The organism is Arthrobacter sp. Z4-13 (genome assembly GCF_054792705.1).
The window spans coordinates 2,607,047-2,633,296 of sequence record NZ_CP096459.1 but is presented as its reverse complement, the minus strand read 5'-3'; the positions used below and the strand labels follow the sequence as shown (position 1 = coordinate 2,633,296).

General features: G+C 66.8%; 26 protein-coding genes and 1 riboswitch. Of the genes, 16 read left to right on the top strand and 10 right to left on the bottom strand.

The window, feature by feature from the left end; genetic code table 11:
• The first annotated feature begins 29 nt into the window (after window positions 1–29).
• On the top strand, window positions 30–878 hold the full coding sequence (locus M1E07_RS13855) for a PHP domain-containing protein (protein ID WP_461187244.1): 849 nt from the start codon (window positions 30–32) through the stop codon (window positions 876–878).
• Between the two features lie 25 nt (window positions 879–903).
• Here M1E07_RS13855 and M1E07_RS13850 read toward each other — a convergent pair whose 3' ends face one another.
• The 4 genes from M1E07_RS13850 to thiE all read right to left on the bottom strand — a co-directional run bounded on the left by M1E07_RS13850 (window position 904) and on the right by thiE (window position 6,160).
• Entirely contained in the window at window positions 904–1,818 is a 915-nt protein-coding gene (locus M1E07_RS13850) for a DNA-methyltransferase (protein ID WP_461187243.1), read from the bottom strand.
• Window positions 1,819–1,826: 8 nt separating this feature from the next.
• Entirely contained in the window at window positions 1,827–3,542 is a 1,716-nt protein-coding gene (locus M1E07_RS13845) for a DEAD/DEAH box helicase (RefSeq protein ID WP_461187242.1), read from the bottom strand.
• A 301-nt stretch (window positions 3,543–3,843) separates the two neighbouring features.
• Entirely contained in the window at window positions 3,844–5,331 is a 1,488-nt protein-coding gene (locus tag M1E07_RS13840) for an RNB domain-containing ribonuclease (RefSeq protein ID WP_461187241.1), read from the bottom strand.
• 94 nt (window positions 5,332–5,425) lie between these two features.
• A complete protein-coding gene (thiE, locus tag M1E07_RS13835; RefSeq protein WP_461187240.1) occupies window positions 5,426–6,160 on the bottom strand; it encodes a thiamine phosphate synthase in 735 nt (244 codons plus the stop codon).
• A gap of 27 nt (window positions 6,161–6,187) precedes the next feature.
• Window positions 6,188–6,306: riboswitch (TPP riboswitch) on the top strand.
• Here thiE and thiO point away from each other — a divergent pair.
• The 4 genes from thiO (at window position 6,299) to M1E07_RS13815 (ending at window position 9,020) form a co-directional block, all read left to right on the top strand.
• The gene (thiO, locus tag M1E07_RS13830; RefSeq protein ID WP_461187239.1) at window positions 6,299–7,588 is read left to right on the top strand and encodes a glycine oxidase ThiO; all 1,290 of its coding nucleotides are present in this window, start codon (window positions 6,299–6,301) and stop codon (window positions 7,586–7,588) included. It overlaps the preceding riboswitch by 8 nt.
• The gene (gene thiS / locus M1E07_RS13825) at window positions 7,585–7,821 is read left to right on the top strand and encodes a sulfur carrier protein ThiS (protein ID WP_461187238.1); all 237 of its coding nucleotides are present in this window, start codon (window positions 7,585–7,587) and stop codon (window positions 7,819–7,821) included. Before thiO ends, thiS begins: the two co-directional genes overlap by 4 nt.
• 4 nt (window positions 7,822–7,825) lie before the next feature.
• Window positions 7,826–8,635, top strand: a complete 810-nt coding sequence (locus M1E07_RS13820) for a thiazole synthase (RefSeq protein WP_461187237.1) — start codon at window positions 7,826–7,828, stop codon at window positions 8,633–8,635.
• A 46-nt stretch (window positions 8,636–8,681) separates the two neighbouring features.
• Window positions 8,682–9,020, top strand: a complete 339-nt coding sequence (locus M1E07_RS13815) for a 4a-hydroxytetrahydrobiopterin dehydratase (RefSeq protein WP_461187236.1) — start codon at window positions 8,682–8,684, stop codon at window positions 9,018–9,020.
• 62 nt (window positions 9,021–9,082) lie between these two features.
• Here M1E07_RS13815 and M1E07_RS13810 read toward each other — a convergent pair whose 3' ends face one another.
• Genes M1E07_RS13810 through M1E07_RS13800 form a run of 3 tightly spaced genes read right to left on the bottom strand, consistent with a single transcriptional unit; the run spans window position 9,083 to window position 10,369 of the window.
• Window positions 9,083–9,385, bottom strand: a complete 303-nt coding sequence (locus M1E07_RS13810) for a hypothetical protein (RefSeq protein ID WP_461187235.1) — start codon at window positions 9,383–9,385, stop codon at window positions 9,083–9,085.
• A gap of 43 nt (window positions 9,386–9,428) precedes the next feature.
• Window positions 9,429–9,653, bottom strand: a complete 225-nt coding sequence (locus M1E07_RS13805) for a DUF3107 domain-containing protein (RefSeq protein ID WP_306634556.1) — start codon at window positions 9,651–9,653, stop codon at window positions 9,429–9,431.
• A 50-nt stretch (window positions 9,654–9,703) separates the two neighbouring features.
• A complete protein-coding gene (locus M1E07_RS13800; protein WP_461187234.1) occupies window positions 9,704–10,369 on the bottom strand; it encodes a TetR/AcrR family transcriptional regulator in 666 nt (221 codons plus the stop codon).
• Between the two features lie 82 nt (window positions 10,370–10,451).
• On the opposite strand from M1E07_RS13800, the gene moeB reads away from it, so the two are divergent.
• Complete coding sequence (moeB, locus tag M1E07_RS13795; protein ID WP_461187233.1) at window positions 10,452–11,651, top strand: molybdopterin-synthase adenylyltransferase MoeB; 1,200 nt, start codon at window positions 10,452–10,454, stop codon at window positions 11,649–11,651.
• Window positions 11,652–11,903: 252 nt separating this feature from the next.
• Here the strand turns inward: moeB and M1E07_RS13790 are convergent, their stop codons facing one another.
• On the bottom strand, window positions 11,904–13,223 hold the full coding sequence (locus M1E07_RS13790; protein ID WP_461187232.1) for a glutamyl-tRNA reductase: 1,320 nt from the start codon (window positions 13,221–13,223) through the stop codon (window positions 11,904–11,906).
• A gap of 158 nt (window positions 13,224–13,381) precedes the next feature.
• Here M1E07_RS13790 and hemE point away from each other — a divergent pair, with 158 nt between their 5' ends.
• From hemE to hemL, 10 genes are all read left to right on the top strand, one after another.
• A complete protein-coding gene (hemE, locus tag M1E07_RS13785; protein ID WP_461187231.1) occupies window positions 13,382–14,476 on the top strand; it encodes a uroporphyrinogen decarboxylase in 1,095 nt (364 codons plus the stop codon).
• A gap of 2 nt (window positions 14,477–14,478) precedes the next feature.
• On the top strand, window positions 14,479–15,900 hold the full coding sequence (gene hemG / locus M1E07_RS13780) for a protoporphyrinogen oxidase (RefSeq protein WP_461187230.1): 1,422 nt from the start codon (window positions 14,479–14,481) through the stop codon (window positions 15,898–15,900).
• A gap of 106 nt (window positions 15,901–16,006) precedes the next feature.
• Window positions 16,007–17,005, top strand: coding sequence for a hypothetical protein (locus tag M1E07_RS13775; protein WP_461187229.1), 999 nt, complete (start codon window positions 16,007–16,009; stop codon window positions 17,003–17,005).
• A 114-nt stretch (window positions 17,006–17,119) separates the two neighbouring features.
• A complete protein-coding gene (gene hemQ, locus M1E07_RS13770; RefSeq protein ID WP_461187228.1) occupies window positions 17,120–17,821 on the top strand; it encodes a hydrogen peroxide-dependent heme synthase in 702 nt (233 codons plus the stop codon).
• Window positions 17,818–19,110 (top strand): ferrochelatase, encoded by a 1,293-nt coding sequence (locus M1E07_RS13765; protein ID WP_461187227.1) that lies wholly within the window; start codon window positions 17,818–17,820, stop codon window positions 19,108–19,110. The genes hemQ and M1E07_RS13765 overlap by 4 nt, the downstream gene beginning before the upstream one ends.
• Entirely contained in the window at window positions 19,107–20,105 is a 999-nt protein-coding gene (gene hemC / locus M1E07_RS13760; protein WP_461187226.1) for a hydroxymethylbilane synthase, read from the top strand. The genes M1E07_RS13765 and hemC overlap by 4 nt, the downstream gene beginning before the upstream one ends.
• 60 nt (window positions 20,106–20,165) lie before the next feature.
• Complete coding sequence (locus M1E07_RS13755) at window positions 20,166–21,071, top strand: uroporphyrinogen-III synthase (RefSeq protein ID WP_461187225.1); 906 nt, start codon at window positions 20,166–20,168, stop codon at window positions 21,069–21,071.
• Between the two features lie 60 nt (window positions 21,072–21,131).
• Window positions 21,132–22,112: a porphobilinogen synthase gene (gene hemB, locus M1E07_RS13750; RefSeq protein ID WP_461187224.1), complete on the top strand. Its 981-nt coding sequence runs from the start codon at window positions 21,132–21,134 to the stop codon at window positions 22,110–22,112.
• A complete protein-coding gene (locus tag M1E07_RS13745) occupies window positions 22,112–23,248 on the top strand; it encodes an LLM class flavin-dependent oxidoreductase (RefSeq protein WP_461187223.1) in 1,137 nt (378 codons plus the stop codon). The genes hemB and M1E07_RS13745 overlap by 1 nt, the downstream gene beginning before the upstream one ends.
• 17 nt (window positions 23,249–23,265) lie before the next feature.
• Complete coding sequence (hemL, locus tag M1E07_RS13740; protein ID WP_461187222.1) at window positions 23,266–24,597, top strand: glutamate-1-semialdehyde 2,1-aminomutase; 1,332 nt, start codon at window positions 23,266–23,268, stop codon at window positions 24,595–24,597.
• 151 nt (window positions 24,598–24,748) lie between these two features.
• On the opposite strand, the gene M1E07_RS13735 is transcribed toward hemL, so the two are convergent.
• Both M1E07_RS13735 and M1E07_RS13730 read right to left on the bottom strand, forming a co-directional pair.
• Complete coding sequence (locus M1E07_RS13735; RefSeq protein ID WP_461187221.1) at window positions 24,749–25,486, bottom strand: amino acid ABC transporter ATP-binding protein; 738 nt, start codon at window positions 25,484–25,486, stop codon at window positions 24,749–24,751.
• Window positions 25,483–26,238: an amino acid ABC transporter permease gene (locus M1E07_RS13730; RefSeq protein ID WP_461187220.1), complete on the bottom strand. Its 756-nt coding sequence runs from the start codon at window positions 26,236–26,238 to the stop codon at window positions 25,483–25,485. Before M1E07_RS13730 ends, M1E07_RS13735 begins: the two co-directional genes overlap by 4 nt.
• Between the last annotated feature and the right edge of the window lie 12 nt (window positions 26,239–26,250).

The window sequence follows — 26,250 nt, the reverse complement described above, 5'->3', positions numbered from 1 at the left end:
GGGGAGCCGCGGTCTACTAGGCTTGGAAGGTGAGGATCGACCTGCATGCCCACTCAAATGTCTCCGACGGCACGGAAAAGCCCGCCGACGTGATGGCCTCGGCAGCCCGCGCCGGGCTGGACGTGGTGGCGCTGACCGACCACGATTCCACCACTGGCTGGGTCGAAGCCTCCGCTGCGGCGGTGGAGCACGGCGTTGCGCTGGTGCCCGGCATGGAGGTTTCGTGCCGGACGGAGCAGGGCATCAGTGTCCACCTGTTGAGCTACCTGCATGACCCCGGACATGCCGGCCTGCTGGAGGAGATCACCAAGGCCAAGGATGCCCGGCAGACCCGCGCCGAGCGGATGGTCACACTGCTCGCGGAGGACTATCCGCTCACTTGGGACGACGTCATCCATCATGTAACGCCGGGCGCCACCCTTGGCCGTCCGCATATCGCCGACGCGCTCGTGGCTGCGGGCGTGGTGGAGGACCGGTCCGAGGCATTCGCATCCATCCTCACCTCCCGGTCCCGCTACTTCATCCAGCACTACGCGCCGGACCCGGCCACCGCCGTCGAACTGGTGGTCGCTGCCGGCGGCGTCCCCGTGTTTGCCCACCCGGTGGCCTCCGCACGCGGCCGCATTGTGGGGGAGCGGGTTTACCAGGACATGATCGACGCCGGGCTGGCCGGCCTGGAAATTGACCACCGGGACAATCCGGAGGAAGGCCGCGGGTTCCTGCGCCGGCTCGCCGCCAAGCATGACCTGCTGATCACCGGGTCATCCGATTACCACGGAACCGGCAAACCCAACCTGCTCGGCGAAAACCTTACGGCACCTGAGGTCCTGGCCCGGATCGAGGACATGGCGACCGGAACCGCCATCGTCCGCCCCTGAACCCGCTATTTACAAGCAGGTAGCTCTAAGTGTCGTTCCGGGACGTCACAACGACACTTGGCGCTACCTGGTGGGGCGGGAAAGAGGTGAAGTCGGCATGGTCGCTGAGGCGCCTGGCCATGACGTCAATGGCCGGCTGGTTCTGGTCCACGCACACGAACTTCCGGCCCAGCTTCGCAGCGACGGCTCCCAGCGTGCCGGAACCCGCAAAGAAATCCAGGCACCAGTCGCCAGGCCGGCTTGAAGCTGCCACCACCCGGCGGACCAGGCCCTCCGGCTTCTGGGTGGGGTAGCCGGTTTTTTCCTTGCCGGTGGGGGAGACGATGGTGTGCCACCACACGTCAGTGGGCAGCTTTCCCAGCTCGCGCTTGGCGGGGGTGACCAGGCCGGGCGCCATGTAGGGCTCCCGGTCCACTTCGGCGCTGTCGAAGTGGTACTTTGCCGGGTTTTTCACGTACACAAGGATGTTGTCGTGCTTGGTGGGCCAGCGGTTTTTCGCGCGGGCGCCGTAGTCGTAGGCCCAGATGACCTCGTTCAGGAAGCATTCCCGGCCGAAGATGGCGTCCAGCATCACCTTTGCGTAGTGCACCTCGCGGTAGTCGAGGTGCAGGTACAGCGTGCCGTCCTCCGCCAGCAGGCGCCAGGCCTCCACGAGCCGTGGCTCCAGGAAGGACCAGTAATCGCTGAACGCATCATCGTACCGGTGCAGGGCGCCCTTGATGGTGTCGTAGGAGCGCCCCTTGAAACCTACGCGGTCGCCGGTGCCGTCAGCGTTGGCCACCATGGTGGTCTGCTGGCGCTGCTGGGGCCGGCCGGTGTTGAACGGCGGATCCACGTATATCAGTGTGAAGGCGCCGTCCGGCAGCGAGGGGAGGAACTCCGCGTTGTCCGCGTGTACCACCAGGCTGCTGCCGTCCGGCGCCCAGACAGTGTCAGTCATGAAGCGCGTTAGGCCTCGGTGTTGCCAGGCTGTGCAGCGGTGTCGCTGCCAACTACGACCTCGCCGTTGCGGCGGCGGGTACGAGTTCGGGAGCGGCGGGCACGCGAGGGCTGCTCGCCCTCGGTTGCGGTCGAGGTTGCAGCGGGTGCGTCACCGGCGGCAGCAGGGGCTGCAGCTGAATCGGACGTACGACGACGGCGCTCCCCGGTGCGGCCCGCGGAGTCACTGCCGTCGCGGCCGCCGTCGCGGTTTCCGCCCCTGCTGTCGCGGCCGCGGCTGGTTCGGTCCCGGCCGTCGCGCTCGCGGGAGGGCCCGCTGTCACGGCCGCCGCGGCTGTTCTTCTTGCCGGTTTCACCCAGGTCCTCAAGGACCTCGGCGTTAACTCCGGCAAGGGTGCGCTTGTCACGCGGCAGGCGGCCCTTGGTGCCTTCGGGGATGTCCAGGTCCTCGTAGAGGTGCGGTGACGAGGAGTAGGTCTCGATGGGCTCCGGCACGCTCAGGCCCAGGGCCTTGTTGATCAGGCCCCAGCGGGGCATGTCGTCCCAGTCCACGAACGTGACGGCGGTGCCCTTGTTCCCGGCGCGGCCGGTGCGGCCCACGCGGTGCAGGTAGATTTTTTCGTCTTCCACGCACTGGTAGTTGATGACGTGCGTGACGTCATCCACGTCGATGCCGCGGGCGGCGACGTCGGTGGCGACCAGGACGTCCACCTTGTTGTTGCGGAATGCGCGCAGTGCCTGTTCGCGGGCGCCCTGGCCCAGGTCACCGTGGATGGCGGCCGCGGCAAAGCCGCGGTCCACGAGTTCCTCGGCTACCTTCGCGGCGGTGCGCTTGGTCTTGGTGAAGATAATGGTCCGGCCGCGGCCGCGGGCCTGGAGGATGCGGGCCACAACTTCGGTCTTGTCCATGCTGTGGGCACGGTAGATCAGCTGCCGGATGTCACGCTTGGTGAGGCCCTCGTCATCGGGGTCTGCGGCGCGGATATGCGTTGGCTGCGTCATGTACCGGCGGGCCATGGCGATGACCGGGCCAGGCATGGTGGCGGAGAAGAGCAGGGTCTGGCGGACAGCCGGAGTGCCGGCGATGATGGTCTCGACGTCGGGCAGGAAGCCGAGGTCGAGCATCTCGTCCGCTTCGTCCAGGATGACGATCTTGACGTTCTTCAGGCTCAGGTGCTTCTGCTTGTAGAGGTCGATGAGGCGGCCGGGCGTTCCCACCACAATCTCCACGCCCTTGGTCAGGGCCTCCACCTGCGGCTCGTAGGCACGGCCGCCATAAATGGTGGCGATGCGGGCGTTGCGTTTCCTGGAGGCAGTCTGCAGGTCATTGGCCACCTGCACGGCGAGTTCGCGGGTGGGCACGATCACCAGGGCCTGCGGCGCGCCGGGGACGGCCAGCTTCTCGTAGCCGGGGTCGTCCTGGCCTACCACCCGCTGGAGGGCGGGGATGCCGAAGCCCAGGGTCTTGCCGGTACCGGTCTTGGCCTGGCCAATGATGTCATGGCCGGACAGGGCCACCGGCAGGGTCATGGCCTGGATGGGGAAGGGGTGGGTGATCCCGGCATCGGCCAGGGATTCCACGATGTCAGCCCGGACGTTGTAGTCCGCGAAGGACTTCTCCTCGATCTCGTGGGGCTTCTCGTCCGAGATAATGGTTTCTTCGGGCTCGAGAACTTCGGTGCCGGAGTCGTCGGTCAGAAGCTGGTGGGTATGCAATTCACTCACTGTGGAGTTTCCTTATTCATTTGGGCAATGGCGCTGCCTGCTCAACGGGCCGGCCGCAAGGCTGTTCCGGAGCACGCTCGGGCGCGCACGCAATTCCAGTGGAAGCCGATCGCGGGCTATCTAAATGCTGGCACTGGGGACCAACGGGTGTATCTCAAGATCGCGTAGGGGCGGGCTTGTTGGTTTCAAATCAAGGAAATCAACGACCGGGCATCCATTTCTACTTCTTCAGTCTAGCCGCAGACAGGGCAAATCCCGGCCTTGGCAGCCCAATGGGCGAATTGCACGGCCTGTTGCCCCACTACTCCACGAGCTCGAAATGGACTTCCCGCGTTGCGATATCAGAGGAGACCAGGCGGACCCTGACCTTGGTTCCGGGCTCCAGTTCACCGGCGCAGCGGGCGGTCACGGCGGGGTCCGCGATCTGGATAATGCCCCAACCGCCGTTGCCGTTGCCGTTCTTCCCGTTGCCGTTCCCGTTTTTGCCGTTCTCTTTTTGCGGTTTGGACCCGGAGATCACAATCGCGTCGAATTCCTGCCCAATGTGGTTGACCAGCAGGGCGGCCTCCACCGTATCCAGGGCCATGCGCTCCATCCGCGACGCCAGCTGGTCCGAGCCGGCCATGATCTCCGGCAACGTTGGCAGGGCTTCGCGTGCCCAGCCCGGTACTTTGCCGCCGTTGCTCAAGGCCTCGCAGATGACCAGGACAAAGCGGTCCACCAGGCGGCGCAACGGGGCAGTTGTATGCGCGTAGGCGGCGCCGATGGCGGACTGGACTCCGTCTTCCGGCACGGATCCGTCAAAGGCGGTGTAGGCGGCTCCGCGGAACAGCATGCCGGCGGAGTGCATGATGGCCAACTGCCGGGGATCTGTTGGGTCCAGGCTCCGCAGGTATTCCCCGTAACTGACTTCACCGTCCCAGGGCTTTCCCAAGGCTTCGGTCTGCAGCCGGAAATGGTTCAAAGAACGCTCATCCGGGGACGGCATGGTGCGCAGGATACCGACCTTCCCCGCGAGCATGAGCCGGGCGGCCGCCATTCCGGTCATCAACGAGATCTGCGCATTCCAGTCCTCAACGGGAAGCTGGGGAGCGGCGTCAATCCGGTAGCCGCCGTCGGGCAGTTGGACGATCTCCTGATCGGGCATGTTCAAGCTGGCGCCGCCGCGGGCCCGCTCCAGCTCCACACGCTTGAGCCCCACCTCTCTAAGGAGCCGCAGCACCGGCGGGGCTGTGCCGTCGTCGAGCTGCGCCTGCGCGCCCTTGTAGCTGAGCTTGGCCCGGCTGCGGATACGTGCCCGCCTGACGGCGGCGGACCTGACCTCGGCGGCGTTGTCGAGGCGGAAATCCCAGACGAATGCAGAGCAGTCCTGGCCAGGAAGGAGACTGCCGGCCTGTTCGCTGATAATTTCCGGATGCAGCGGGATCCGCCCGTCGGGGGCGTAGAACGTTTGCCCGCGGCGGCGTGTTTCCGCGTCCAGAGGTCCGCCGGGGGTAACGAACGCAGGCACGTCCGCGATGGCGTAGAGCACGTGGTAACCGTCGGCGTCCGGCTCTAGGAACAGTGCCTGGTCCAGGTCGGTGGAGGACGCGGGATCGATGGTGACGAACTCGACGGCGGTCAGGTCGTAGGCGGGCAGCTGCAGGGATTCCACGGCCGCTTTTGCGTCAGCCACCGCCTCCTCAGGGTAGGCGCCGGGCAGCTCCAGCTCGGCCCGCAGCGCACCGAGCGCCGCCTCGAGCGCGTTCTTGTGCTCGTGGACGTTGGGAGCCAGCCGATGGTGTGACACGAAAATCAGCCTAACTCGAATTCCGTTGATAATGCAGGCACCCGGGCCGTGAGCGGCACAGGGTAAGGCGCCGCGTAAGGCCGCGTAAGGAGGGTCAGGAACCGGCGGCGTCCAGGGCGGCGAGCAGTGCAGCGGCGGCGGCTGTTGGATCACTGGCTTCCGTGATGGCGCGCACCACCACAATCCTGCGCGCGCCCGCATGCACCACCTGCTCCACGTTGCCGTGGTCAATGCCGCCGATCGCGAACCAGGGTACGCCGCCGTCGAACTGTCCTTCGCGCCCGCCCAGGCGTGCAGCTTCGGCGGCGTACTCCACCAACTCGATGCCAACTGCTGCCCGCCCGGGCTTGGTGGGGGTGGCCCACACCGGGCCTACGCAGAAGTAGTCCAGCCCTGCGGGGGCCGAGGCTGCCGCCAGTGCGGCGTCCACCTGCGCCGGGCTGTGGCTGGAAAGGCCAATGGCGGCGTTGCCGTTGAGCAGGGTTCGGGCAGCAGCCAGGGGCAGGTCTTTTTGGCCGATGTGGAAGACCGGTGCGCCGGACAGTACAGCGATGTCCGCACGGTCGTTGACTGCCCACAGCCGGCCGTGCCGTTCCGCCGCTTCCTTGAGCACAGCCAGGAGTTCCAGTTCCTCGGCTGCCTCGATGGTCATGTCCCTCAGCTGGATAATGTCCACCCCGCCGGCGAAGGCGGCATCAACGAACTGCCCGAAGTCGCCGCGGTCCTTCCGTGCGTCGGTGCAGAGGTAGAGGCGGGCGGCGTGGAGGCCGTTGCTGACCTTGGCGCTGCCGAGGACATCGGAGCCGGCGGGGGTGTGGGACACATTCATGGAGAAAAGCCTAGTTCCTCTACACTTGCCTCGTACTGCGGGAGCCCGCGGCAGCTGTCACAAAGCGCCGGGCTGAGAGGGCGTCAGAGCCGACCGCTTGACCTGATCCGGTTAATGCCGGCGTAGGGAAGGAGATACATGGGCGCACCATCCGACAGCCCTTCGAGCAGCCTGCCCAGGCACGCGGACAACATCATCCATGCGGACGTGGCAGTCATCGGCGGCGGAGTTATCGGCCACAGCATCGCCTGGGAGGCGAAGCGCTCCGGCCGCACGGTGGTGGTCATCGACGACGCACCGGGTTCGGGGGCCAGTTGGGCTGCCGCCGGGATGCTTGCTCCCGTCAGCGAGCTGCACTACCAGGAGGAGGATCTCCTGGAACTCATGCTGGACGCCTCGGCCCGCTGGCCGGGTTACGTCGCCGGACTGGCGGCAGCATCAGGGGCAGATCCGGGATACATCACGACGCCGACCCTTGCCGTCGGTGCCGACGCCGCCGACCGACGGGCACTGATGGACCTGCGCGCAGTCCAGCAGGCAAACGGCCTTTCCGTTGAACCGCTGACCGTCCGGACCGCGCGGCAGCGCGAGCCCCTGCTGAGTCCCGGGATTGCCTGCGCGCTCGATACCCCTGCAGACCATCAGGTGGATCCGCGGCTGCTGGTGGCCTGCCTGCAGGCGGCCTTGGCGGACGACGACGGCAGTCACACTTATGCGGTCCGTGCCAACGCTGCTGGGCTGTTGTGGCAGGACGGAGCTGTTGCCGGCGTACGCCTGGCTGGCGGGGGAACCGTGCTGGCCGCCGAAACGGTAGTGGCTAACGGGCTGCACGCGGCAGCGCTGGAAGCACTGCCCGAAGATTTGCACCTGCCGCTGCGGCCCGTCTACGGGGACATCCTGCGCCTCGCAGTTCCCCATCACTTGCAGCCTCTGGTGATGTCCACCGTCCGCGGGCTGGTGCACGGCTTCCCGGTCTATATCGTGCCCCGCCGGGACGGCACAGTGGTGATTGGGGCAACCCAGCGTGAGGATTCGCCGTCGGCCGCCGATGCCGTGTCCGCCGGGGGCGTGTACCAGCTCCTCCGCGACGCGCAGGTGCTGGTCCCCGCCGTCGCCGAACTTGAACTGCTGGAATCCACAGCCCGGGCCCGCCCCGGAACCCCGGACAACGCACCTCTGCTGGGGCGGGTGCCCGTGGCGGGCGGGGAGGCCCGGGACTCCGAATACATTGCCGGCCTCATCATCGCCACCGGGTTCTTCAGACACGGGGTCCTGCTGGCGCCGGCCGCCGCCGCCGTCTGCCGGGAACTCCTGGACGGGCGCCAGGACCCCCGATGGGCGGCCTTCAATCCAGGCCGCTTTTCCGGCACCAGCCACCCGCCCACCGCCCGCCTTAGCCACACACCGCCAGCAAAGGAAACAGCATGAACATCACCTTGAACGGAAGCCGGCACCTTGTGCCCGAGGGTACCTCCATCACCGTGCTCGTCAGCCAGGTCACCGGGCGCCCCCTCGGAGCCGACGGCCAGGCCGCCGACGGCGGGAAACTGGGCGTGGCCGTGGCCCACAATTCCCAGGTAGTGCCGCGCAGCCAGTGGTTCGCCACCGCGCTCGCCGACGGCGACGACATTGAGCTCCTCACGGCAGTGCAGGGAGGCTGACACGATGACCGAAACCATCACTACCCCCAGCATGGCCGGCCACGACGATCCGCTGGTGATTGACGGCGTCGCACTGACCTCCCGGCTCATCATGGGCACCGGCGGTGCGCCGAGCCTTGACGGCCTGGGCGCCGCCCTCCTGGCCTCCGGTACCGGATTGACCACGGTGGCCATGCGGCGGTATTCCACCGCGGAGACGGGCTCGCTCTTCCAGCTGCTTGTGGATCACGGCATCCGTGTGTTGCCCAACACGGCGGGCTGCTTCACTGCGCGGGACGCCGTGCTGACCGCCGAACTGGCCCGTGAGGCACTGGAAACCGACTGGGTAAAGCTGGAAGTCATCGCCGACGAACAAACCCTGCTGCCGGACGCCGTCGAACTGGTGGACGCCACGGAACAACTCGTCAACAGGGGCTTCAAGGTTTTTGCGTACACCAATGACGACCCCGTCCTTGCGCTGCGGCTCGAGAACCTCGGAGCCACCGCAGTCATGCCGCTCGGGGCGCCGATCGGCACGGGACTGGGCATCCTGAATCCGCACAACATTGAGCTGATTGTGTCCAGGGCCTCGGTGCCGGTGGTTTTGGACGCCGGCATCGGCACTGCCTCGGATGCCGCCCTGGCTATGGAGCTGGGCTGCGATGCCGTGCTGCTGGCCACGGCCGTGACCCGGGCGCAGAACCCTGCCCTGATGGGGGAGGCCTTCAAACACGCGGTGATCGCCGGTAGGCTGGCCAAGACGGCCGGCAGGATACCGCGCCGTGAACATGCACTGGCGTCCTCGGCCATGGAGGGCCGGGCCGAGTTCCTGTAGCCCGTTCCCTGAGCCGCTGGCGCCAAACTTCAGTCGAGGAGCAGCTATGGCCGGCAAGGACGTTCTTTCCCCCGAGCGGCTCGAGGACGCCTTGGCCGTCCTGCCGGACTGGCGGTACCGCGAGGGTGCGCTGGTGACCGTGTACAAGCTGCCGACGGCGGCTGCCGCACTTGAGCTGATTGCCGCCGTCGGTCGACTCGCCGAGGAACAAAACCACCACCCTGACCTGGACTGGCGGTATAACCGGGTGTTCCTCCGCTACACCTCCCACGACGCCGGGGGAGAGGTCACAGCCCGCGACGTGGGTGCGGCGGAGGCAGTACGTGAAGCTGCGGCCGCGCTCCAGGCGGTTGCTGAGCCTGCGAAGCATCCTGCCGGCCCTTAACGGCCTGTGACCACTGCCCGGGGCAGTGGTCACAGGGGTGCTTCTATGGCTCGCTGATCAATTTAGAGCTTCAGGGCCTCTGTCAGCCGTTCCAGGTCATGCCTGGCCCTTGTGCGCCCCAGATAGAGGACCACGGCAACCGCCGCTGCTGCCCCCAGAACCATGGGAAGGACCCACGGCAGCCACGTCATTCCCGGCCGGTAGCCAAAACCCGCGGCCATAAGGACGATCCAGCTGACAGCTCCCACACCCACGCTAACGGCGGCGGGAAGGACCAGCCCGTATTTTGTGTGCCGCTTGTCGTTGGCCCAGACAATAAAACCTGCGGCGGCTGTCACCAGCACCACGATGGTCAGCGAAAGCATGGCTCTCCTTGAAAAATGCCAGCCCCTCAGCGGGGCCCGGGGGCTAGAACTGGCCGAAACCTACACGGCGGACTTCTTCGGCACCGATTTCCACGTAGGCCAGGGCCTTGCCGGGAACAATGATCAGGCGTCCCTTGTCATCCTTCAGGCGCAGGTCGCCGCCGTTGCTGATGGCTTCCTGGACGACCTTGGCCACTGAGTCTGCATCATCGTTTGACTCCAGCACAATTTCGCGGCCAACGTTCTGCACACCGATCTTAATTTCCACAGGGGGCCTCCCAGCCAGTACACGTTCTCGGGTTATGTCTTATTTGTAGTCTAGGACTCTTTGGGGAAGCGAGAGATTCCGCGCCAAGCTAAACGGTAGATGAGGTCGCTGGCCACATCGAGGTCCAGGTTGCCGTCCGTTTCGAGCCAGTAGCGGGCGCTGACCTGGGCCATGCCGGCAAGGCCGCGCCCCAGCAGTTCGGCCTCAAGGTGGGGAAGTTTGGTGTCCTCTGCGATGACGTGGGCAATGGCATCCGCAAATGTCCGGTTGAAGGTTTCCAGCCGTGAGCTGACATCGGGATCATTGATGAGGTCCGATTCGAAAACCAGCCGGTGGGCCTGGTCATCGTTGGCGATGAACTGGAAATAGGCACGCATGACGGCCTGCACCCGTTCATCATTGTCCGTGGTGGAGTTCAGCGCCCCCAGCATCAGATCAGTGAGGGATGCCAGGTGGCTTTCGAGCAGGGCCAGGTACAGTTCCCGCTTCGAGGGGAAGTGCTGGTACAGGACAGGTTTGCTGACGTGCGCCGTCTCGGCGATTTCGTCCATGGCGGCGCCGTGATAGCCGTTGGCAACAAAGACTTCCTGTGCTGCGGAAAGGAGTTGTGCCCGGCGCTCGTCCCTTGGAAGCCGGGCGGACCGTTGCCCGGCGGGGCGCGAAGCAATTTGCGGTTCGGCTGCGGACGGGCGGTCAGCCCGTGCTTCATGGACCAAGTTGTCCTTCTTTCCCTTGCGTTACCCCCACTCTACTTCGGGGTAATATGACCCGGCGGTATCCCGGGGCATACATTGAAGTATGGCTTCGACATTCACCGCAAATGTTTCCACTGTTTCACTGGATCCGTTGGTTGCACCGGCGGGTGCGCTCACTCCTGACGAGGTGGAGCGCTACTCGCGGCACCTCATCATTCCGGAGATCGGCGCGCTGGGGCAGCGGCGGCTCAAGAACGCAAAAGTACTCGTGATCGGCGCCGGCGGACTCGGTTCGCCGGCGCTGCTCTACCTTGCCGCTGCGGGGGTGGGAACGCTCGGAATCATTGACGACGACGCCGTTGACCTGAGCAACCTGCAGCGCCAGGTCATCCACGGCGTGGCCGACGTGGGACGGCCCAAGATCGAGTCGGCGCGGGATGCCATTGCCGCCCTCAACCCGCTGGTGGACGTCCGGCTGCACAACGTCCGGCTGGATGCCTCCAACGCCCTGGAGCTGTTCGCCGGCTATGACCTGATCCTGGACGGTGCCGACAATTTTGCCACCCGCTACCTGGTCAACGACGCCGCCGCCATCCTGGGCAAACCCTACGTCTGGGGCTCCATCTTCCGTTTTGACGGGCAGGTGAGCGTCTTCTGGGAAAAGCACGGGCCGACCTACCGGGACCTTTACCCTGAAGCGCCGCCCGCAGGGTCCGTTCCGTCGTGCGGCGAGGGCGGGGTCTTCGGCATGCTCTGCGCTGCCGTGGGGTCGCTCATGGTGACTGAGGCAGTGAAGCTGATCACCGGCGTCGGACGCTCATTGCTGGGCCGCGTGGCCCTGTTCGACGCCCTCGGCGGCAGCTGGCGCGAAATCCGCGTCTCCAAGGATCCGGCGGCGAAGCCCATTACCGAGCTGACCGACTACGAGGCGTTCTGCGGCGTTACTCCGGCGGCACAGGCGGACACGGAACATACCGTTACCGCAACCCAGCTGGCCACCATGCTCGCGTCCCGGAATGCCGGCCTGAAGGACTTTGAGCTGGTGGATGTGCGGGAGTCCGGGGAATACGACATCGTTCGCATCGACGGCGCCGTCCTCATTCCGCAGGGCCGGATCCTTGCGGGGGAGGCGTGGCAGGAGCTCCCGCAGGACCGGGACATTGTGTTCCTCTGCAAGGCGGGGACGCGCTCGGCGAACGTCCTGGCGGCGGCCCAAAAGGCTGGTTATCAGCGGGTCAGCCATCTCGACGGCGGGATCCTCGCCTGGGTGCGCGAGGTGGAACCCGACAAGCCCGTCTACTGACCCGGAACCCCACTCGAACGCGCCATCACGTTTCGCACCCTTTGGACCAACGAGCCATCACTTCTTCGTGGAAAGTGATGGGGCGTTGCCGGGAATGCCGCAGGAGCTGATGGGGCGTTGCCGGGAATGCCGTAGGAGCTGATGGGGCGTTGCCGGGAATGCCGCAGGAGCTGATGGGGCGTTGCCGGGAATGCCGCAGGAGCTGATGGGGCGTTGCCGGGAATGCCGCAGGAGCTGATGGGGCGTTGCGGCTCAGGCGCTCTCGAGGCCGCTGTGGTCCACCGGGCATTCAGCCTGCGGGACGGCGCGGGCTGCAGGCTGCTCGACGGTGATGCCGTAGAGGGCCTCCAGGGCAGCCACGTACTCGTCCTGCTGGCCATTCGCTGCCAGTTCGCGGGCGCGCACCGTGGGGACGTGAAGCAGCTGCTTGACCATGCGCCGGAGTGCGAACTCCACTTCCTCGGCTGCGGCGGTGCAGCCGTGCCGGGCACGGACCTTTTCCATCTCCGCGTCCAGGACATTCATGGTGTGCCGCCGCAGTGCAACGATCGCGGAATCCACGGAACGGGCCTCCCGTTCCTGCTCAAAGGCTTTGGCGGCGCCGCTGACAATGCCGCTTGCCTGCGTCAGTGATTCAGCCTGTTCCTGCGGTGCCGCGAGGCGCACGGACTCCAGGGTCAGCAGCTCAACGCCGTCCAGCTCGCCCACGCCGGGGTCAAAGTCATGGGTCAGGGCGAGGTCGATGGCGATCAGCGGCTGCGGCGAATTCGCGCGCACCAGGGCGAGTTCGTCGGCTTCCACCCGGGTGTCGGAACCGCTGCAGCCGATCATGACGTCGGCGGCGGCGACGGCGGGACGGAGCGATTCGGCGTCGAGGGCGGTGCCGCCGCGGGTGGCCACGAAGCCTTCAGCACGGCCGGAAGAGGAAAAGACGGAGATATCGGTGCAGCCGCGCTCACGCAGCAGCGCCATGGTGGCGCCGGCGTAGGCTCCGGTACCGAAGACCACCACCTTTTTGGTGGACCAGTCCGGGTTCTCGGAAAGATCGGTTGCCAAATCCAGGGCTACGGACACGATGGAGAGCCCCCTTGACCCGAGGGCAGTCTGGGCGCCGACGTCCTTGGCCGTCTTGGACGCGGCCTGGAACAGCCGGACGAGTCCGGAGCTGGCGGTTCCTTCGTGCTGTGCGGTAATGAGTGCCCGGCGCACCTGGCCCGCGATTTCGCGCTCTCCGACCACTGCGGAGTCCAGCCCCGCGCTGACGGCGAAGAGGTGCTGGCTTACTTCGGGGCCGGTGCGGGTGCTGAAGGAGCGGGAGACGAGCGGTTCGCTCAGCCCGCTCACGTCACTGATCTGGGCGACGAGGGCAGCGCGGGCGGCTTCGACGTCGTCCGGGTGGGAGGCTTCGCCGTAAATCTCGTACCGGTTGCAGGTGGCAAGGACCACCGCACCCGTCACTGCCGGCGATCCGGAGAGAGCGGATGTGGCGATCCCGGAAGCACCGTTGCTCAACTGAGCAACGGTCTCAAGATCGATGTCGGCGTGTGTAGCCACCAATGAGAAAAGAACCACAGCAGGTCAATCATAGCTTTTTCGTTCCTCGGTAGAACAACTGCCCGGCGCGGAAGCGGGGCGCCGAGGCTGTGATTCCTGCCACGGCAGGGGCGGTGCCCCTTCGCGTGACAGCCTGTCGTTATCTTTTGCTGCTGTTTTTGGGCACAATCGAAGGCATGACTTCCAGCCCTGCCACGTCCGCTGCCGGCGCCCTCGCTGCAGACCATCCACTGGTGGATGGCCGCACCGCGGACTCGCCGCTGATCACGGCCTACCGGGGCGGAAAGCCGTCCCGCCGCCCTGTCTGGTTTATGCGGCAGGCCGGGCGCTCCCTGCCTGAGTACCTCAAGGTCCGGGAAGGTATCGCGATGCTGGACTCCTGCCTGCGGCCGGAGCTTGCTTCCGAGATCACGCTTCAGCCCGTCCGCCGCCACGACGTGGACGCAGGGATCTTCTTTTCAGACATCGTTATCCCGTTGAAGCTGGCGGGCGTGGGTGTGGACATTGTGCCCGGGGTAGGTCCGGTCCTGGACAAGCCCGTGCGGACCGCCGCCGACGTTGCCGCCCTGCCGCAGCTGACCTGGGAGGCGCTTGAACCCATCCGTGAAGCGGTCCGCCTCACGGTTGCCGAACTCGGGAGCACCCCGCTGATTGGCTTCGCCGGCGCTCCCTTTACCCTGGCGGCCTACATGGTGGAGGGCAAGCCGTCCCGTGACCACCTCGGGCCCCGCACCATGATGCACGCAGACCCGGAGACCTGGCGCGCCCTTGCCAACTGGGCCGCCGACGCGTCCGGCATGTTCCTGCAGGCCCAACTGGAGGCCGGCGCCTCCGCGGGGCAACTGTTCGACTCGTGGGCAGGCTCGCTGGGCCTGGCTGACTACACAAAATTCGTGGCTCCGGCCTCCACGCGTGCCCTCGACCACGTGCGGCACCTGGGCGCGCCTCTCATCCACTTCGGTACCGGCACGTCCGAGCTTCTGGTGGCCATGCGGGACGTGGGCGTGGACGTGGTGGGCGTTGACTACCGCCTGCCTCTTGATGAGGCCAACCGCAGGCTGGGCGGTTCGGTTCCGCTGCAGGGCAACATCGACCCTGCCCTCCTGTCGGCCCCCTGGGAAATCCTCGAAGCCCACGTCCGCTCTGTTGTCGCCGCCGGAGCAGGCGCACCCGGCCACGTCCTTAACCTTGGCCACGGCGTTCCTCCCGAGACCGACCCTGCCATCCTCACCCGGGTTGTAGAGCTCATCCACTCCATCTCGCCGGAGTAACCATGGCAAGTCACCCGGCTGGAGCCCAATCCGCGCTGGTGCTGGGCGGTGGGATCTCAGGTCTGCTTTCCGCCCGGGAGCTGGCTGCAGCCGGGCACCGGGTCACGGTCCTGGAAGCCGGCGCGGAGTGGGGCGGCTGCGTGGGCAGTCACGTCGTGGCGGGCCTTTCGCTGGACAGCGGCGCCGAATCCTTCGCTACCCGGTCCGACGCCGTCGCGGGCCTTGCCGGGGAACTGGGCCTTGCGGACAGGATTGTTGCGCCCCGGCCCGGCGGCGCCTGGGTCCAGTTGCCGGACGGCCCGCGCGAACTTCCCAAGACAGGGGTTCTGGGCATCCCGGCCAACCCATGGGATCCCGAAGTCCGCCGCTCTCTGGGCCTGTTTGGCTCGCTCCGGGCTTCCCTCGACAGGATCCTGCCGGCGTCCATCGGGACCGCCGCGGACGTTGTCAGTGTGTCCGCGCTCGTCAGGGCGCGCATGGGGCGGCGGGTCCTGGAGCGGCTGGTTGAGCCCGTGGTGGGCGGCGTCCACTCTGCTGATCCGGGAATGCTCGACGTCGACATGGTGGCCCCCGGGCTGCGCGCCGGACTTCGGCAGCACGGCTCGCTGGCCGCGGCCGTGGCAGCCCAGCGGCGCAACAGCAGGGGACCAGCCAAGGCCGGCTCCGCCGTCGCGGGCCTGGAAGGCGGCATGCACACCCTGGTCAATGCACTGGTCAGTGACCTCCGTGGCCGGGGCGTGACGCTCCTGCCCGGCACGCGCGCAACGTCTGTTGTCCGGACCCCCGAGGGGTGGCGCGTTGACGCCCTCGGGGACAAGTTCGCCGCCGGCCTGCTGGCAGTGGCAGTGGACGGCCCGGCCGCCGTCGGGCTGTTGGAACAAGCAGTCCCGGCGATTGCGGGGAAGCAGCCCGGTTCCGGGCCTGACGTGCAGCTCGTCACCCTGGTTTTGGACAAGCCCGAACTGGACCGCCGTCCCCGCGGCACCGGCATCCTCGTTGCACCTCAAACCCCCGGCATTCAGGCAAAGGCCCTTACCCACGCCACCGGCAAGTGGGATTGGCTGGACGCCGCCGCAGGCCCCGGACGCCACGTCCTCCGGCTCTCCTACGGCCGCGTTGACGGCGGCGGCAGCCGGCCCGGTGGGCCGGATACTGACGATGAGCTCCTGGCAGCGTCGCTTCACGATGCCTCGGCCCTGCTGAATGTTGGCATCGGCCGGCAGGACCTTGTGGAGTGGGACGTTGTGCGGTGGCGCGGCGCCCTGCCTTTTGCCGCCGTTGGACACCGTGCCAAGGTCACGGCGATCCGGAAAGCGTGCAACGCCGTTGGCGGCCTCGCCGTGGTGGGTGGCTGGGTGGCCGGGAACGGACTCGCCGCAGTGGTGTCCGACACCATGACGGAAATCCGGAATCTGGCCGGCTGAACATCGTCGCTGGTCAGTACGCCAAAAAGCGTAAAACGCCGCTGTTCCGGGCCGCCGATACAGGTTCCGCTGGTTTTCACATCGGCTGGCCGGATGGTTAGTGTCGATGATTATGCTTTACAACAGGTCCGAGCTTTCCATGTCCCGGACCGGTACCAATGGGGGAATCCGACGCGGGGCAGCAGCCGCGGCAATCGGAGCGGTACTGGTTCTAACCACAGGCGTCCCGGCGTCCCAAGCCACCGAAGGATCTCCGGACCCCGGTGATCCGGCGGCGCCTGCCGTGGATACCGCATCCCTCCCAGTGGTGGAACGGCTCAAGGGCCACTCTGCTGCAGCACGCGAGGAAGCGCCCGGCCGGAACCGCGACCGGAAGGATGCCAACGGCAAGGCTCCTGCCGGGAAGGGACAAGGCGCGGATAACAAACAGCCCGCCAGTCCCAGCCCGGTTGTTACTCCTTCCGCTTCAGCAGTTCCGTCAGCCCTGCGTCCGGCCGTCAGGGCCACGCAGAAGCCGGACCCAACGCCTGAGCCCACACCCACGGCGACGGCGTCCCCGGTGCCGACTGCCAGCGCCCCCGCATCCAGCACTCCGGCAGCCACCCGCCCGGAGGCGTCTGCCGCTGCGACCTCCGCTCCAGCATCGCCGGGGACGGCTCCCGGTGCTGCGCCGCCGGCTTCCAACGAGGTCCCGGAATCGCTGGCCGCAAGTGCCCCTGCCGCCCCAGCCGCCCCTGCCGCTCCGGAGGCGTCCGCAGCGGCAGCCGCGGCCACGGCAAAGTCTGCATCGCCCGAATCCAGCGTGGCCGGTAATGGTCCCGCGACAGGGACGGATCGGTCCGCAGCCGCTGCCACGGCAGGCGGAGCCCCGGCAGCCGGAACGGCAGCAGGCGGACAGGCCGCGTACGTGCGGATTTACTCCGTGCCGCAGACCCAGCCAGGGTGGACGCCGTACGCCGCAGCCATCCCGGGCAACAGCGTGCGGACCAGCGCGAAGCTCAGTGTGCAGCCGGAGCCGAAAAGCGCCCTGGTGTGGCTTGGTTCGGGGCTCGTAGGGGTTGCAGGTGCCGCCGGACTGGTCTTCTTCCGCCTGCGGAATCCCTAGGCCAGGTGTCAGGGCCTGCGGGAAAGCTGACGCTGCTGTGACATTGAGCACTTCTACGGGCTGTAGAACTTGATGGTTTCGACTTGACGGGTACGAAGGGGCAAACTTGTAACCATGAGCCACACTTCTGCCGAATCTGTCACTAAAACCGAAGAATCAGCCGAGCAGTTTTTCACCCTTTGGACGGTCTTCAAGCGCTCCGAGGCGCTGATCCGCAGCGCCGATGCTGCCGCCGACTTCGAGGCCCTGCTGGAACGGCTCGCCCAGTCCGGCGTGACGCACCGCGGCAGCTACGATGTTTCCGCCATGCGTGCTGATGCCGATGTGATGGTGTGGCTTCACGGGCCCAAACCTGAAGGCCTTCAGCAGGCCATCCGCGATATCCGCCGCAGCACCCTCTTCACCGGGACGGAGATTGTCTGGTCCGCGATGGGCGTGCACCGCGAGGCCGAGTTTGCCAAGAACCACACCCCCGCGTACTCCCGGGGCGTCGCTCCGGCCGATTGGCTTTGCGTCTACCCGTTCGTCCGCTCCTACGAGTGGTACATCCTGCCGGACGCCGAGCGCGGCAAGATGCTCCGGGACCACGGCCTGCTGGGCCGCGACTTCCCGCAGGTCATCTCCAACACCGTCTCCTCCTTCGCACTGGGCGACTGGGAATGGATCCTGGGCCTGGAGGCGCCCGAGCTCGTGGACCTGGTGGACCTCATGCGCCACCTGCGCGCCACCGAAGCACGCAACCACGTCCGTGAGGAGATTCCCTTCTACACCGGACGCCGCATTTCCCCGGCAGAAGTTGCAGAGGTGCTGGCATGAGCCCCCTGGATGCCCGGGATCCGGCAGAAGTTACCGCCGTGAACCCCGTTACCGAGGCCGGCCGGATGGCTCCGAAGAATTACGACGCCGTCCTCCTCGCGTCCTTCGGCGGGCCTGAAGGCCAGGAGGACGTCATTCCGTTCCTCCGCAACGTCACGCGCGGCCGCGGCATCCCGGACGAACGGCTCGAGGAAGTTTCGCACCACTACCGCGCCAACGGTGGGATCAGCCCCATCAACCAGCAGAACCGCGAGCTGAAGGCAGCGCTTGAGGCCGAGCTCGCCGCCCGGGGCATCAACCTTCCCGTGCTGTGGGGCAACCGCAACTGGGCCCCGTACATCCCCCAGGCCCTGCAGGACGCGTACGACGCCGGGCACCGCCGCCTGCTCATGATCACCACCAGCGCGTACTCCTCTTACTCCAGCTGCCGCCAGTACCGCGAGGACATTGGCATGGCACTGACGGAAACCGGCCTGGACGGCCGGCTCGAGGTGGACAAGGTGCGCCAGTACTTCGACCACCCCGGCTTCGTGGAGCCCTTCATTGAAGGAACCGTTGCAGGCCTGGCAAAGGTTCGGGAACAGCTCGCAGCCGCGGGCACGCCAGACGCGCCAGTCCAGATCCTGTTCGCCACGCACTCCATTCCCACCCGGGACGCGGACGCGGCAGGCCGGTCCGAGGATGAACCCCGCGAATTTGAAGAGGGCTCGGCGTACGTTGCCCAGCATCTTGCCACCGCAGCCGCCGTCATCCAGCGTGTGGAGAAGGAATCAGGCCTTAACGCCCCCTGGTCCCTTGTCTACCAGTCACGTTCCGGCGCCCCGCACGTGCCGTGGCTCGAGCCGGACATCAACGACGCCATTGAGGAGCTCGCGGGCCAGGGCGTCAAGGGCATCGTCATCGTGCCGCTCGGGTTCGTCAGCGACCATATGGAAGTTGTCTGGGATCTGGACACGGAAGCCCTGGAGACCTGTGCCAACCTCGGTCTCGCCGCCACCCGCGTTCCGACACCCGGCACGCACCGCACGTTCGTGAACGGCATGGTGGACCTGATTTCCGAGCGCACCGTCGCCAACAACATCAGCGACCGCCCGGCCGTGTCCGCCCTTGGCCCCTGGTACGACGTCTGCCGGCCGGGATGCTGCGCGAACTTCCGGGGCGAAAAGCCCACCATCGCCGGAGCAGACACCACCGTAGGCAAGGGCCACGATCCCTACCCGGGCGAAGCCGTTGCAGGCGAGCCCGTGGCCAACCAGGCAGGCACGGCCGGGGGAGCGCCGCAGCAGTGACAGTCCGGATCGGAACCCGCGCCAGCAAGCTCGCGCTCACCCAGACGCAGCAGACCGCCGACCAGCTGGCCGCCGTCGGAGGCTTCCCGGTGGAACTGGTCCACATCAGGACCGACGGCGACGTCCTCACCGGCTCGTTGTCCCAAATGGGCGGCACGGGTGTATTCGTCGCCGCCCTGCGCGATGCGCTGCTGCGCAACGAGTGTGACGTGGCGATCCACTCGCTCAAGGATTTGCCCACCGGCGCTGCAGTAGGGCTCAGCCTGGCGGCTACACCGAAGCGCGTGGACGTCCGGGATGTCCTCTGTGCCCGGGATGGACTCAAACTTGCCGATCTCCCTTCCGGCGCCACGGTGGGAACGGGCTCGCCGCGCCGCGCCGCCCAGCTGCGCGCCGCCCGGCCCGACCTCGACATCGTGGATATCCGCGGCAATGTGGACACCCGCCTGGGCAGGGTGCCCGGGCTGCCGGGCAACGCTACGGATCAAGTGGTTCCGGGAAAATCCTGCGACCTGGATGCAGTGGTTCTCGCCGCTGCCGGACTGGAACGCATCGGCCGGCTGGACGCCGTCAGTGAGTTTCTCGATACTGACGTGATGCTTCCCGCTGCCGGCCAGGGGTCGCTCGCCATCGAATGCCGCACGGCCGACGCTCCGCCCCGGCCGGGTTTTGCCGAGGGATCCAAGGACGTCCTTGCGCAGGCACTCGCCGCGCTGGATGACCCGGACACCAGGCTCGCGGTCACCGCTGAACGGGCCTTGCTGGCCCGGCTCGAAGCCGGCTGCGCAGCACCGGTGGGCGCCTACGCCTTCCGGAAGGGCAGCATGCTCCACTTGGAGGCCGTGGTCTGTGCCGTGGACGGCACCGCTTCGGTCCGGGACAAGCGGGCAACCGACGGGCTCACGGAAGTGGGGGCCACCCTGCTGGGCATTGAACTCGCCGAGGTCCTCCTCGCCGCGGGTGCCGCCGATATCGCAGACCTGCAGGCTTCCTGAGCCGGCTATGGGACTGCCTTCCCGCTGCGGCCGGCACCCCCTGTGCGGGGAGGCCTGACCGTGGCAGACAGCACAGCCGACGGCGGCGCCGGGCCTGGGAGCGGGAAGCGGCTTAACGGGGTCCGGGTCCTGATCACGCGCAGCCCGGAACGCTCGCTGCCCCTCGTGGCGGCCCTCGAGGAGGCAGGCGCCGCGGCGCTCCTGCTGCCTCTGATTGACTTCGAACGTGCTGCGGACCAGCACTCCCTGGATGTGGCCTGCGATGCGCTCGGGGCCGGCGCGTTTGACTGGCTGGTGCTCAGCAGCGCCACCACAGTCCACGTACTCATTGCCAAGGCGCGTGAACGCGGCCTGACGCTGCTGCAATGGATTCCTGCCGGCACCCGGACGGCCGCGGTAGGACCTGCCTGCCGGAGGCTCCTCGAAGCCGCCGGCCTGCCAGTGGCGTTGACGCCACGGAACGAACAGTCTGCCGCGGGACTGCTCGAGGTGTGGCCGGCCGACGCCGGCAAGGTACTGCTTCCCCAGGCGGACATTGCACCCGCGCGCCTCGCCGAGGGACTGACGGCGGCCGGCAGCACAGTCACGGCAGTGACCGCCTACTGCACCGTCGACTATCCCGCGGCAGCGGAGCGCAGGCTGGCCATCCCGCTGGAGGAAGAGGGGTCGGGGCAGTCGCCGCCGTCGTACTCCCTACTGACGCCGGAAGCAGCCGCCGCGGAAATCGCGGCCGGCCGGATCCACGCAGTGGTGGCTGCCTCGCCCAGCGCCGTCCGGCGGATTTCAGCCCTCTCGCCACTGCACGGCTGCCGCCTGGTGGCGATTGGACGGTCGACGGCGGAACAGGCCGCCGCGCTGGGCCTCACCGTTGCAGCAACCGCCGTTGAGCCCTCGCCCCATGGGCTGGTGGCCGCCGTCGAAACGGCACTCCGCCCAGGGGGAAACGCTGGCGGGCAGCCACCCTGACATGCCTCCAACCCGCCTGTTGGAACTCACCCGATTTATAGACATCGTGAAGGACACAGCATGACTTTTCCGAGCCAACGCCCCCGCCGCCTGCGGACCACCCCGGCCATGCGCCGTTTGACCGCTGAAACCCGGCTTGCACCGGCCGAGCTGATCTTGCCGGCCTTCATCCGGGAAGGCCTCACCGAGCCGAACCCCATCACGTCGATGCCCGGGGTTGTCCAGCACACCACCGACACACTCAAGCGGGCGGCCGCAGAGGCCGTTGAACTGGGCCTCGGCGGCATCATGCTGTTCGGCATCCCGGAAACCCGCGACGCGGAGGGGACCGCCTCCCTTGACCCGGAGGGGGTCCTGAACAAGGCGATCCGGGACGTTCGGGCAGAGGTCGGCGACGATCTGGTGATCATGAGCGATGTTTGCCTGGACGAGTTCACCGACCACGGACACTGCGGCGTGCTGGATGCCGAGGGCTACGTGGACAATGACCGGACCGTTGAGATCTATGCACGGATGGCCGTGGCGCAGGCAGACGCCGGTGCCCACATGCTGGGTCCCTCCGGCATGATGGACGGGCAGGTCGCCGCCATCCGCGCCGCCCTGGATCAGGCAGGCCACACCAGCACCTCCGTCATTGCCTACGCTGCAAAGTACGCCTCGGCCTTCTACGGCCCGTTCCGCGAAGCGGTGGACTCCCAGCTCAAGGGGGACCGCCGGACCTACCAGATGGATGCCGGCAACCGGACCGAAGCCCTTCGCGAGGTTGAACTGGATCTGGCTGAGGGCGCGGACATAGTGATGGTGAAGCCAGCCATGAGCTACCTGGACATCGTTGCCGACGTCGCCGCCATGAGCCCGGTTCCGGTGGCGGCCTACCAGATCTCGGGCGAGTACGCCATGATCGAGGCCGCTGCGGCCAATGGTTGGATCGACCGCCGCGCCGCCATTACCGAGTCCGTGCTTGGCATCCGCCGCGCAGGCGCCCACATGGTGCTGACTTACTGGGCGGCTGAACTGGCAGGCTGGCTGAAGGAGTCGTGATGAGTGAACCACTGCCCGGAGCCGGAGCCGGAGTGGAACCGGCCGCGGGTCGAGCGCCTGAACCGGGTTCTGCCGTCCTGGGGCCCACCGAACCGGTGGGCGAGGGCCGGATCCTGATCGGCCTGAATACGTTTGGCGACGTCGGCGAGCACCGGGACGGCAGCCCCCAGTCGCATGCCCAAGTACTGCGCCAGTTGCTGGAACAGGCAGAGCTGGCGGACGCCGCCGGACTTCACGCCTTCGGTGTGGGGGAGCACCACCGCAAGGACTATGCCGTGTCCGCACCCGAGGTTTTCCTTGCCGCGGCTGCCGCCCGCACCACCCGGATCCGCCTCGGTTCCGCAGTCACGGTCCTCAGCTCGGACGATCCCATCCGCGTGTTCCAACGGTTCTCCACCGTGGACGCCATCTCCAACGGCCGCGCTGAAGTGATGCTGGGCCGTGGATCATTCGTGGAATCCTTCCCGCTGTTCGGGCTGGATCTGGCGGACTATGAGCTGCTGTTTGAAGAGAAGCTCGAGCTGTTCGACAAAGTGCGCGGGCAGAGGCCGGTGCATTGGGAAGGCCGCACGAGGCCCGCCCTTTCCGGCCTGAACGTGTACCCGCCCCTGGAACGGCACCTGCTGCCCACGTGGATCGGTGTTGGCGGAACGCCCGAATCAGTGCTGAGGTGCGCGCAGTACGGCTATCCCATCATCTTCGCGATTATCGGCGGGCAGCCGGGCGCATTCCGTCCGCTCGCCGACCTGTACCGGGAAGCGATGTCCAAGTACGGCCACCCGATGCAGCAGGTTGCCACGCATTCGCCCGGCCACGTGGCAGATACAGATGAACAGGCGCGGGAGGAACTCTTTCCGCACTGGCTGAAACTGCGGAACAAGCTCGGGGCCGAGCGCGGTTGGGGACCTGCCGGCAGGGGTGAATTTGACGCCCTGTGCGCGCCGGAGGGTGCCCTTTATGTCGGATCGCCTGAAACCGTCGCCAGGAAGATTGTCCTGCTCAAGCAAAACCTGGGCGTGGACCGCTTCGACCTCAAGTACAGCAACGGCCCGTTGCCGCACTCCGCCATGATGCGCTCCATCGAGCTGCTGGGGACGTCGGTGGCGCCCAGGGTGGCTGAACTGCTTGCCGGCTAACTGAGAGAATAGGAACCATGACTTCCAGCAATCCTCGCAACGAGGCACTCTTTGACCGCGCCCGCCAGCTGATGCCGGGCGGAGTCAACTCTCCCGTCCGGGCCTTCGGGTCCGTGGGCGGAACTCCGCGCTTTATGGTCTCCGCCAAGGGCCCGTACCTGACGGACGCCGACGGCAAGGAATACGTTGACCTGGTCTGCTCCTGGGGGCCGGCGCTGCTGGGCCACGCACACCCGGCCGTGCTGGAGGCGGTCCACGCCGCCGTGGACCGCGGCCTGTCCTTCGGTGCCTCTACCCCTGACGAAGCGAACCTGGCTGCGATCGTCCAGGAACGCGTGCCCGCCGTCGAGCGGCTCCGGATGGTCTCTACCGGCACCGAGGCAACGATGACGGCCGTCCGGCTGGCCCGCGGCTTCACCGGGCGCAACCTGATCATCAAGTTCGCAGGCTGCTACCACGGGCATCTGGACAGCCTCCTGGCGTCGGCAGGTTCGGGCGTGGCCACGCTCGCCCTGCCCGGCTCGGCCGGTGTCACCGAGGCCACCACGGCCGAAACCCTGGTGCTGCCGTATAACGACCTCACTGCCGTGAAGGAAGCCTTCGCTGCCCACGGACCCAACATCGCCGCCGTCATCACCGAAGCGGCCCCGGCCAATATGGGCGTGGTAACGCCGCAGGACGGCTTCAACTTCGGCCTGTCCCGCATCACCCGCGAACACGGTGCACTGCTCATTGTCGACGAGGTACTCACCGGGTTCCGCACCGGGTACTCCGGCTACTGGGGACTTACCGGCGGTGCGCCGGATGCCGTCGAGCCGTGGACCCCGGACCTGCTCACCTTCGGCAAGGTCATTGGTGGAGGAATGCCGACGGCGGCCCTCGGCGGACGTGCCGACATCATGGACCACCTCGCTCCCATCGGGCCGGTCTACCAGGCCGGAACGCTCTCCGGAAACCCGGTGGCGATGGCTGCTGGTGTCGCCACGCTGACCCATGCCACCCGCGACGTTTACTCCTACATTGACGTCCGGTCGCTGGAACTCTCCTCGGCCCTGTCCAGCGCCCTGGACGCTGCCGGCGTGGACCACACCATCCAGTTTGCGGGGAACCTCTTCTCGGTGGCCTTCGGGACCTCGGCCCGCGGGGTGCACAACTACGCTGACGCCCAGGCACAGGAGAGCTTCCGCTACGCGCCGTTCTTCCACTCGATGCTGGAGTCCGGCGTCTACCTGCCGCCGTCGGTCTTTGAAGCCTGGTTCCTGTCCGCCGCGCACGACGACGCCGCCATGAACCGCATCTTCGAGGCACTTCCGGCCGCAGCAACGGCAGCAGCAGCCGCCCAAGGCTAGCCGCCGTCGGACGCCCCATCCACGCGCGAAATGGCACTTCGCGGCAGTCCCGGTCTTCGGCACTGCCGTGACATGCCATCTCGGCGCGGAGCATAAAAGAATCCCCGGTTGCGCTGTGCAGCCGGGGATTCTTTTTGTGCTTTGGGACGAGCTAGAGGACGTCCGAGAGGAAGTCCCTCAAACGGTCCGTGCGGGGCTCGCTGAAGATCTGCTGCGGAGGTCCTGATTCCACCACGACGCCGGCGTCCATAAACGTCACCGTGTCCGACACATTGCGGGAGAAGCCCATTTCGTGGGTCACCACCACCATGGTCATGCCGCCCTTCGCGAGGTCCGTCATGAGCGCCAGCACGCCCTTGACAAGCTCAGGATCAAGCGCAGACGTAGCCTCGTCAAAGAACATCACCTCCGGCTTCATGGCCAGGGCCCGGGCGATCGCCACGCGCTGCTGCTGGCCTCCGGAGAGGTTGGCCGGGCGGACATCAGCCTTGTGCTTCAGGCCCACCAGGTCCAACTGCTCCAGGGCCTCGGCGCGGGCCTGCTCCTGCGGCAGCTTCCGGAGCTTCCGCAGCGCCAGGGACACGTTGTCCACCACTGTTTTGTGAGGGAACAGGTTGAACTGCTGGAACACCATACCGATCCGCTGCCGGAGCTCATCCGGGTTGTCCTTCAGGACCGAACGGCCATCCAGCAGGATGTCGCCCTGGTCGGGTTCAATCAGCCGGTTCATCACCCGCAGCAGCGTGGACTTACCTGATCCGGAAGGACCGATCACGGAGGCGGTGGTGCCCTTTTCCACGTGCAGGTCAATGCCGCGGAGAACATGGTTGTGGCCGAATGAGAGGTGCAGGTTCTTGCCGGTCAGGGTTCCGGAAGCGAATTCCGTCATGCCTGTGCCCCCTTGCCGATAGGTGCTGCCAGCTCATCCGGTTCCTTCTTTTCCGGCTTGCCGGTACGCAGCCGGTGGTCGATGAAGTTCACGAAGTGGGTCAGCGGGACGGTCAGGATCAGGTACAGCACCCCTGCGGCCACCAGCGGAGAAAGGTTGCCGGTGTTGGCCATGGCGTCATTTCCGATCCGGAAGATTTCCCGGTCGGAGGCGGCCAGGCCCAGCATGAAGACCAGCGAGGAATCCTTCAACAGCGAGATGAACTGGTTCACCAGTGCGGGAAGGACCCGCCGGATCCCCTGCGGCACCACCACCAGGCGCATGGAACTGCCGTAGCTGAATCCGAGGGCCCTGGATGCCTCCAACTGGCCCTTCTCCACGCTCTGGATACCCGAACGGAAGATCTCACCGATGTAGGCGGCTGCGATAAGGGTCAGAGCCAGGATGCCAAGGGGGTACGGGTTCCGGGACCCGGTGATATCCCGGGCTATCGGACTGAGACCAATGCCGATAACCAGGATTACCAGGATTGCGGGCAGGCCACGGAAAATGTCGGTGTAGATGCGCGCTGCCCAGCGGGCCCCCGCGTTGCGGGAGATCCCCATCATGGCCAGCCCCAGTCCCAGCAGGGAACCGAGAATGCCGGAAGCTACGGCCAATATCAGGGTGTTGGGCAAGCCCACCATGAAGAGGGCGGGAATGACTTTGGCCATTTCCTCCCAGTTGAAGAAAGTGTCAGCCAGCTGATCCATAAACGTCCCGGC